The 8,073-nt window shown below is 70.9% G+C and carries 9 protein-coding genes; 2 read left to right on the top strand and 7 right to left on the bottom strand.

The window, feature by feature from the left end:
* Positions 1-428: 428 nt before the first annotated feature.
* The 3 genes from CH341_RS25100 to CH341_RS25090 all read right to left on the bottom strand — a co-directional run bounded on the left by CH341_RS25100 (position 429) and on the right by CH341_RS25090 (position 2,998).
* Complete coding sequence (locus tag CH341_RS25100; RefSeq protein WP_111421710.1) at positions 429-1,061, bottom strand: class I SAM-dependent DNA methyltransferase; 633 nt, start codon at positions 1,059-1,061, stop codon at positions 429-431.
* A gap of 111 nt (positions 1,062-1,172) precedes the next feature.
* The gene (locus tag CH341_RS25095) at positions 1,173-2,450 is read right to left on the bottom strand and encodes a phage major capsid protein (protein ID WP_111421709.1); all 1,278 of its coding nucleotides are present in this window, start codon (positions 2,448-2,450) and stop codon (positions 1,173-1,175) included.
* 59 nt (positions 2,451-2,509) lie between these two features.
* Complete coding sequence (locus tag CH341_RS25090) at positions 2,510-2,998, bottom strand: HK97 family phage prohead protease (protein WP_111421708.1); 489 nt, start codon at positions 2,996-2,998, stop codon at positions 2,510-2,512.
* A 157-nt stretch (positions 2,999-3,155) separates the two neighbouring features.
* Between CH341_RS25090 and CH341_RS25085 the strand changes: the two genes are divergently transcribed.
* Entirely contained in the window at positions 3,156-3,761 is a 606-nt protein-coding gene (locus tag CH341_RS25085) for a carbonic anhydrase (protein WP_111421707.1), read from the top strand.
* 189 nt (positions 3,762-3,950) lie between these two features.
* Here CH341_RS25085 and CH341_RS34420 read toward each other — a convergent pair whose 3' ends face one another.
* The 4 genes from CH341_RS34420 to CH341_RS34415 form a co-directional block, all read right to left on the bottom strand.
* Positions 3,951-4,124, bottom strand: a complete 174-nt coding sequence (locus tag CH341_RS34420) for a hypothetical protein (RefSeq protein WP_170149794.1) — start codon at positions 4,122-4,124, stop codon at positions 3,951-3,953.
* Entirely contained in the window at positions 4,124-4,312 is a 189-nt protein-coding gene (locus tag CH341_RS25080) for a hypothetical protein (protein ID WP_111421706.1), read from the bottom strand. The genes CH341_RS34420 and CH341_RS25080 overlap by 1 nt, the downstream gene beginning before the upstream one ends.
* Before the next feature lie 179 nt (positions 4,313-4,491).
* Positions 4,492-5,676 carry a phage portal protein gene (locus CH341_RS25075; RefSeq protein ID WP_111421705.1) on the bottom strand — a complete coding sequence of 395 codons (1,185 nt, stop codon included), beginning with the start codon at positions 5,674-5,676 and terminating at the stop codon, positions 4,492-4,494.
* A 232-nt stretch (positions 5,677-5,908) separates the two neighbouring features.
* Positions 5,909-6,064, bottom strand: a complete 156-nt coding sequence (locus tag CH341_RS34415; RefSeq protein WP_170149793.1) for a hypothetical protein — start codon at positions 6,062-6,064, stop codon at positions 5,909-5,911.
* 798 nt (positions 6,065-6,862) lie between these two features.
* Between CH341_RS34415 and CH341_RS25070 the strand changes: the two genes are divergently transcribed.
* Positions 6,863-8,073 (top strand): EAL domain-containing protein (locus CH341_RS25070; protein WP_111421704.1); only part of this gene is annotated, 1,211 nt, incomplete at its 3' end.

Raw genomic sequence — 8,073 nt, 5'->3', positions numbered from 1 at the left:
GTAGCCCCCGGCTCCGGGACAGCCGGCTCCGGCCCCAGCGGCACAACCGGCTCAGGCCCCGGCCCAGCAGCAGGCGGCGGCCCCGGCACCGCAGCCGACAGCGCCCGCGCCCGCCGGCCAGCCCGGCCCGCAGCAGCAGGCGGCAGCGCCGGCCGCCACCCCCGCGCCGACACCGCCCGAAAGCGGGCCGCTGCAGGACCGCGCTGTCGCCGAAGCCAAGGCGAACCAGTCGGCCGGCCCCAACCCGACGGCGGCGCCGATCACCGCCGGCCAGGCCGATGCCATCGCCAAGGGCGCCACCGTGCCGGAGCAGAAGATCCAGCCGGGCCGGACCGCCTACAACACCGAGCGGCTCTGCTCGACCACCTTCTGGGGGGCGCAGAACTGCACCGAGACCGTCATCCGGCAGCAGTGACGCCGCGGGCCGATCAGGCGCGGCGGAGGCTCGAGCACCGCCGCGCCAGCCACACCGTGTGGCCGCCGCAGCCCTGGTCCTCGGCGACGTGGTGCACGATCTCGAAGCCGTGCGCGCCCAGCAGCGTGCGGTACTCCTCCGGGTCCAGGCTGGCGTGATAGAGCGGCTCGCCCTCCAACGTGCCCATGGCGACGCCGTGGGCCGGGCCGCTGGTGAACATCAGCGCGGCCGTCTCGCCCGCATGCGCCGCGAAGACCGCGACCATCCGGCGCTGATCCTCCGGCGTCAGGTGAAAAAAGCTGTCCCAGGCGACGAGCCCGTCGAACGTCCGGCCGAGCGCGAGCGTGCGCATGTCGGCCTCGACGAAGGTCTGCGTCGGAAACCGATCGCGGCAGCGCGCCAGCAGCGCCGGCGCGGTGTCGACGCCGGTGACCCGGCGGCCCTGCCCCACCAGATAGGCGGCGATCGGCTCACCGGCGCCGCAGCCGAGGTCGAGCACGTCGCCCCCGGCCGGCACCAGCGCGAGAAACCGGTCGAGCCATTCCTTCTCCATCAGATCTCTTCCGCGTGAAGAATCCCACGCCTCGGCGTGGCGCCGATAGAGATCGACGATGCGGTCGGCGGCGGAGCGATGATCGGACGACATGAGACCTCGTAGGCGGGCCCGCATCGTAGCATGGCGACGGTGGCCAAGAGGGATCGCCTCTCGGAGGGATCACCCGAGAGGTTCCGCCCGGACCTCTCGGCCACGCCGCCCTCAGCTCGCCGAGAACTTCAGCAGCTTGATGGCGTCGAAGTCCTGCACGCCGCCGCCGACCCGCTTGGTCGTGTAGAACAGCACGTAGGGCTTGGCGCTGTAGGGGTCGCGCAGCACCCGCACGCCGGCGCGGTCGACCACCAGATAGCCGCGGCGGAAGTCGCCGAAGGCGATCGCCAGCGCGTTGGCGCCGATTTCCGGCATGGCGTCGTCCACCACGACCGGATAGCCGAGCAACGTCGCCGGCGCGCCCGCGGTCAGGCCGGGGCTCCACAGATACTGGCCGGTCGTGTCCTTGAACTTGCGCACCGCGCTCTCGGTCTTGCGGTTCATCACGAACACGGCGTTGCGGCGATAGCCGACCCGCAGCGCGTAGCCGAAATCGATCAGCACGTCGGCCGGGCTGGTGGACGGGAAGGCGCCGGCCGCCCCGGTCGCGACGGTGCCGATCTTGCCCCACGTCCAGGAGCCGTTGTCGACCGTGGTGTAGGAGAGGAAGCCCTTCGGCTTGTTGGTCCCGTCGCCCGACACGAAGGCGACGCCCTCCTGCTCGGCGAAGGCCTGGTCGACCTCGGAGGCGAGCCACTGGTCGATGTCGACCATGGCGTCGTCGAGCAGCGTCGCGGTCGCCGCCGGCATCGCGTAGAGCTCCATCGTGGGGAAGCTCAGCTCGGCGAGCGCCGGAGCGGCGGTCTGCGGCCGCGCGTCGGTCTCGCCGATCCAGCCGACGGTCGGGCCCGAGGTCATGAAGGGCTTCTTGTAGACGCTGGCCGAGACGGTGCGGTTGCCGGCGATGGCGCGGATCGGCGACACGTCGACCAGACGACGGCCGATCTCGCGCTCCACCTCGGGCGGCACCAGATAGCCGCCGTCCGGCGCCGAGCCGACCGACAGCGCCTTGCGCTCGATCGCCAGCAGGCCGGCCGCGTCGCCCTTGCGGACATAGGCGTCGAACGCCGCCTTGTGCTCGCGCCGGCCCGGATCGTCGGCGCCCTCGCGGCCGAGCGCCGGACGCGCGCCCTTGAGGGCCAGCGTGTCGACCCGGCGCTGCTGCTCGATCAGGGCCGCGTCGATGCGGGCGAGCCGCTCCTCGGTGAGCGGATCGACGCTGCCGCGCCGCTCGATCTGCCCGAGCCGGGAGTCGTTCACCTGCTTGTAGGTCTCGAAGCTGCGCATGAAGTCGTCGAGCGTGAGGCCGGTCTCCGGACCGGACTTGATCTCCGGACCGGCCTTGGTCTCGGGCGAGGCGACGGGCACGCGGTCGATGTCGATGTCCATGATGTCTCCTGGGGTTTCGAGGGCTTGAGGATCGATGCGGCGCGGCGCGCTCTCTCGCCTCACCGCGGGGTGCGGCGACGCGGCTGCGCCTTGACGGCGCGCACGCGGGCGCCGGCCAGCAGCGGGAAGGTGACGATCGAGATCTCCCAGAGGTCGATCGCCTCGAGCTTCCGGACGCGGGTGGCGGGATCGACCCGGCCCTTCACGGTGCGGAAGCCGATCGACAGCCCGTCGAGCGCGCCGGCCCGCACCAGGGCCAGCACCTCGCGGGCGCGCGCGACGTCGGGGATCAGCTTTCCGCGCGCCTTCAGCCCGCGAAAATCCTCGACCAGCTCCAGCCAGATGCCGATCGGCTCGGCGGGGTCGTGCTGGAACAGCATCGGGATGCGCCGCAGACCGCGGGTGCGCAGCGTCTGCGCGAAGGCACCCGGCATTACCATGTCGCGCGCCTGGTCGATCTCGCCGAACAGCGAGGCGTAGCCTTCCACGGTGCCGTCGGGCTCGACGGTCGGAGCGGCGCGGACGAGGTCGGGCAGCGGCACGAGCATGGCGGATTCCGTCGGCGAGAGCGATTTTTCTGCGCGGAGATGGGTGGGCCGGAGACGCCGCGGCGGCGGCCCTTCCGGGCGGCGCGCGATGGGGCTACAAGGTCGGTGGGCGCCGCTTTCGTGGCGGCGCCGGTCGAGAGCGTCAGCGAGCGTCCCGATGCTGAACAATCTGAAAGCCAGCAACGCCGCCTGGGCGAAGCGCATGGTCGAGCACGATCCGGACTTCTTCCGGCGGCTCGAGCGTCAGCAGGCGCCCGAATATCTGTGGATCGGCTGCTCGGACAGCCGCGTGCCGGCCAACGAGATCGTCGATCTCGATCCGGGCGAGCTGTTCGTCCACCGCAACGTCGCCAATCTGGCGCCGCCGCAGGACGCGAACTATCTCTCGGTGCTGCAGTTCGCCGTCGACGTGCTGAAGGTGAAGCACATCATGGTGGTCGGGCATTACGGCTGTGGCGGTGTGCGGGCGGCCGTCGACGGCATGCGGCGCGGCCTCGTCGACCACTGGCTGCATCCGATCCGCGAGGTCTGGCAGGATCACCTCGACGAGCTGATGGCGATCGAGGACGAGAGCGCGCGGTTCGACCGGCTGTGCGAGCTCAACGTCAAGCGCCAGGTGCGCAACGTCGTGTCCGACATCTTCGTGCAGGACGCCTGGGCGCGCGGCCAGCCGCTGTGGGTGCACGGCTGGGTCTACTCGCTGGCGAACGGCCTCGTCACCGATCTCGACGTGACGGTCGGCGGCATTCATCCGGCGACGTGAGCCGCGGCTGCGCGCGTTCGTGCACGCGCGCGCCCCTCATGGTGAGGAGCGATCCGGGCGCGCTCGCGCGCCCGCATCGCGTCTCGAACCATGCGGCCCCGACCATGGGGGCCGCCCTCGCCCTTCGAGACGGCCGCTTCGCGGCAGGGTGAGGTCGGATGTCGTGCCGCGTCGATCGCGTGACGGCTCTCACTTCGCCGCGCGGCGTCGCCGGGTGCGGATCCGCTTGGCCGGCGGGATGCTCTGCTCGCGCCGGCCGATGCGGTCGAGATGATCGAAGAACTCGCGGAACACCGCGACATGGTCGGGCCGTGACTTCGTCTCGCCGCGCAGGCTGCGCAGCACGGCGTGCAGCGTGTCCATCAGGATCGTCTCCGGAAGGTTTCGTTGAGGTGGGCGAGCGCCTGGACGAAGTCGTCGAAACGGCGCGACACCGCCCCCAGCTCGCGCAGCGCGTAGACGGCGAGCGCACTCGACGACGACGCCCACAGGAACAGCGCCAGATGCGCGAGGTCGCCCCGGCTCGCGAAGGTGTCGACGAGATCGGTCATGGGAAATCCGAGGTGTCGTGGTCCGAGTCCGACCTCATGGTGAGGAGCGTTGCTGGCGCGCTCGCGCGCCGGGAACGCGTCTCGAACCATGTGGGCACCCCATCCTTCGAGACGCGGCCTGCGGCCGCTCCTCAGGACGAGGGCGGAGAGAAGCCGGCGCTCGCCTCACGTCCCGGCAGTCACACCACGTCGCCGCCCTCGATCCGGCCGAAGCCGACCATGGCGCGCTTCTCGTTGACGGTGAGGAAGGGCGCAGCGGTGACGCGCTCCCACAGGGCGGCGCGGTCGTCGGAGAGCGCGTCGACCCGGTCGGTGTCGACGACCAGCGTGACGCCCTCGCCGAAGGCCGGCGCCAGCCATTGCGACAGCGCGCTGCCGATGCGGCTGCCGAGCGGCAGCACGGTGTGGCGCCAGAAGGCGCGGTTCGCCTCCTGGAAGTTCGCATAGGTGTTGTCGCCCGGAATGCCGAGCAGCATCGGCGGCACGCCGAAGGCGAGCGCGATTTCTCGCGCGGCGCTGTTCTTCGCTTCCAGGAAGTCCATGTCCTTCGGCGTCAGCGACATCGCCTTCCAGTCGAGCCCGCCTTCGAGCAGCAGCGGGCGGCCGGCATTGGCGGCGCCCTGGTAGCTCGACTCCAGCTCGCGCTTGAGCCGCTCGTACTGGTCTTCGGCCAGGATGGCGCCGTCCTGCCCCGCATAGACCAGCGCGCCGGAGGGCCGCGCCGCGTTGTCGAGCAGCGCCTTGTTCCAGCGCGCCGCGGCGTTGTGGATGTCGACCGCCACGGCCGCGGCCTCCAGGGCGCCGAGCCCGTAGTGATCGTCGAGCGGATTGAACAGCACGAGATGCAGCACCGGCGGCGGCGCGCCCGCCTGCTCGAAGCGCACGGTGCGGCCCGCCACCGTGTAGTCGTAGGCCTGCGCCCAGCCGTCCGGCCCGGGCACCACGCGCATCCGGTCGGGCCGCAGCGCGAAGATTTCACGCGGTGCTCCATCGAGCGAGACGAGCTCGAGATAGCCGTTGCCGGAGATCAGCAGATGCGCCGTCAGCGCCTCCAGCAGCGCCGCCCCGTCCTGACGCGGATTGGGCGTCTTCAACAGTGCGGCGAGCGGATGCGCGTCGCGCTCCTCGCCGTCCTGGTAGACCAGAAAGGTGAGCGCCGCGACGTTCTCGGCGACCAGCTTGACGGCGCGATGCGCGACCGCGTTCTTGACGAAGCCTTCGCGGGCCAGCGCCGCATAGTCGCGCGGCGTCCACCGCGCCGTGCCGCCGGGCTCGAGCTGGATCAGCCGGGCCACCCGCGAGCTCTTCTGCTCGCGCGACATGCGCGACGAGTCACGCCAGAAGCGCGTCAGACGATTCAGCATGGCGGTGCTCTCGATGGAATGAGATTGGCAGGCGCGGATTGCCCGAGCCGCCGGGTCGCGACCAGGCACGAGCGTCCGCGGGCTCGCCCCCGCGGACCCGTCCTGGTTCCGAAATGTCGTGTGTCGCAGACCGGCGGAAAGGCCGCCGTGTCCCGGCGGCCGCGCTCACGGGCAAGACGCCCGGTGAAGGCCGGGTCGTCCGCGGCGCGACGGCGTGGCCGGCGCTGTCGTCCTAGGCCGAGAAGAACATGAAATACACGATCGCCAGCGCGATCACGGCGCCGCCGAGCGCGAAGCCCAGCACGTAGCGGACGTTGTGTCCGGTGGTGCCCTGCCGCGCCTCGGGGGCCGACTTGGTGATCGGGGCTTCGTCGGTCGGTCGCGCCATCGTGCCTGCCAGCTCGCGAAAAGCATCCCCGCGGGGGCAGCCCTTCGCCGTGAGAGGCGTGCGGAGGGCCGAAAGCGGCGACCGGGGACGTGCGCCGCCGTCGGACCAACGCGATACCGTGGCGGGCGTTCCGGCCCCCGGCCCGGTGGTCCGCACCGCAGCGCCCGGACGCAAGTCTCGACCGTGCCCGATTGCTACTGGAGCAGCGTCACGCTGTCAAGGATTTTTATCCGTACCTATGATTACTTTCTTTTCGCGATTCCGAGAGCTCGGTCGGACGAGGCGCGATCGCACGCTCCTCGGCCGGTCGCGCGGCGACGTTCGGCTCGGCCGGTACGGGCACGTCGCCTGGACGATCGAGACCGGGTGCGCTCGCGCGCGAGCCGCTCGCCGTCCGCCGATCCGCGCCCACGCGGCAGGGCTGCACACCGCCGGCTGCGCGCCCCGGATCGACACCCACAGGTTATGATATTACCATAAATATAACACAAACGCCGCACATTTGTGCATATTTCCCACGATTTCGTCGTATATCATAATATCGTTCGTTATATGATAACTAACATATGCTGGGCCGAGCGGAGACCCGCGGGCAGCGGCCGGCGACGCCGACCGTGCCGAAACGCGAAACTTCGCCGGGTATTCGAGCCGGGCGGAACGCCTGCATTCGAGGGAGTCCGGAGACGCATGGTTAATTCCGGCGATCAAAATACCTCTGTCGCGGTTCTCGGCCGGGGCGAGCCGGTGGTTGAGGAGGCAGGGCCGTCGGGATCCTTCGCGCCCAAGCGGACAACCGGCATGTCGGACGCCCAGCTCGCACCCCGCTCGCGATTCGGCCGCCGCCGAGTGACGCCGCACGCCTGCGTCGTCACCGAACGCCCGCATCTGCGCGCCTTCCTGTCCGAGACGCTCGGCGAGCTCGGCTTCGTGGTGCATGCCTGCGACGACGGCCGGGCCGTGTCGGCGGCCACCGCCGCAGCGGCCATCGACCTGGTCGTCCTGCCGGTGCTGACCGGCGGCCCCGCCGCCGCCGACCGGTTGAACCGCCTCGCCGCCGAGCAGAGCGAGGCCGCCCTGCTGCTGCTCGGGCCCCAGGACTGCCCGGCGCTCGCCGAGGCGCAGCAGCTCGCCGAAGATCTCGGCCTGTCGGTGCTGCGGCCGCTCGGCACACCGTTCCGCTTCGAGCAGCTCTCCGCCCGCATCGCCCACATCGCACCGCCACGCGCCACGCCGCGGGCGGTCGTCGACGTCGAGGAGGCGCTCGCCAATCACTGGCTGGAGCTGTGGTACCAGCCCAAGATCGACGTCGCGACGCGCCACATCCGCGGCGCGGAAGCGCTGCTGCGGCTGCGCCATCCGCAATGGGGCATCGTCGAGCCGGCACAATTCCTCGCCTCCGGCGAGGTGCCGTGGCGCGCCGTCTCGGCGCTGGTGATGATGCGGGCGATGACCGACTGGCTCTCCTTCGCCCGCCGCGGCAGCGCCGTCGACCTCGCCATCAACATTCCGCTGGCGGTGCTGCGCGACGACGCCTTCATGCGCTTCCTGTGCCGCGAGGTGCCGGATCACCCGCTGTTCCGCGGCCTGATCGTCGAGATCGGCTGCGACGAGATCGTGGCCGATACGGATACGGCCGTCGCGGTGGCGCGACAGCTCCGGTTCAGCACTATCGGCGTGTCGGTCGACGATGCCGGGCCGGAGTGGAGGCCGCTCCCCGCCCTGCCGGACTTCCCCTTCGTCGAGCTGAAGGCCGACGGCGCCGTGGTGAACGGCTGCTCGCGCGATTCCGCCAAGCGGGCGCTTCTGCGCGACATGGTCGAGCATGCCAAGCGGGTCGGCGTTCCCACGGTGGCCGAGGGCGTCGAGACCGAGGACGACCTGATCACGGTGCGTGAGCTCGGCTTCGACATGGTGCAGGGCTTCGTCTTCGCCCGCGCCATGGACTCCAAGAAGTTCGCCCGCCTCCTGCCCCGCTTCGAATCCCCGGCCCTCGGCCTGCCGACGCGCCG

Origin of the sequence: Rhodoplanes roseus (assembly GCF_003258865.1) — a bacterium.
GTDB classification, from domain to species: Bacteria; Pseudomonadota; Alphaproteobacteria; order Rhizobiales; family Xanthobacteraceae; genus Rhodoplanes; species Rhodoplanes roseus.
This window is presented reverse-complemented; position numbering and strand designations above follow the sequence as displayed.